This window comes from Clostridium folliculivorans, assembly GCF_024341905.1.
GTDB classification, from domain to species: domain Bacteria; phylum Bacillota; class Clostridia; order Clostridiales; family Clostridiaceae; genus Clostridium_AR; species Clostridium_AR folliculivorans.
Genome location: NZ_BQXY01000050.1, coordinates 1 through 254, shown reverse-complemented (window position 1 = coordinate 254; position 254 = coordinate 1). Strand labels below are relative to the sequence as shown.

The 254-nt window shown below is 50.8% G+C and carries 2 tRNA genes; both read left to right on the top strand.

The window, feature by feature from the left end:
* Positions 1-65 precede the first annotated feature (65 nt).
* Positions 66-140: transfer RNA gene (locus OCU55_RS23855), tRNA-Thr, on the top strand.
* Positions 141-157: 17 nt separating this feature from the next.
* A tRNA-Glu gene (locus OCU55_RS23850) sits at positions 158-232 on the top strand.
* The last annotated feature ends 22 nt before the right edge of the window (positions 233-254 follow it).

The following is a 254-nucleotide window of genomic DNA, read 5'->3' as shown; positions in this document are numbered from 1 at the left end:
TAGAGTGCCGGCCTGTCACGCCGGAGGTCGAGGGTTCGAGCCCCTTCTGAGTCGCCATTTTAAATGCTGGCATGGCTCAACGGTAGAGCAGCTGACTTGTAATCAGCAGGTTGTAGGTTCGATTCCTATTGCCAGCTCCACTAAAAACAAAATATTTGGCTCCTTGGTCAAGCGGTCAAGACACCACCCTTTCACGGTGGTAACAGGGGTTCGATTCCCCTAGGAGTCACCATTAATCATATTTTTGGGCGCAT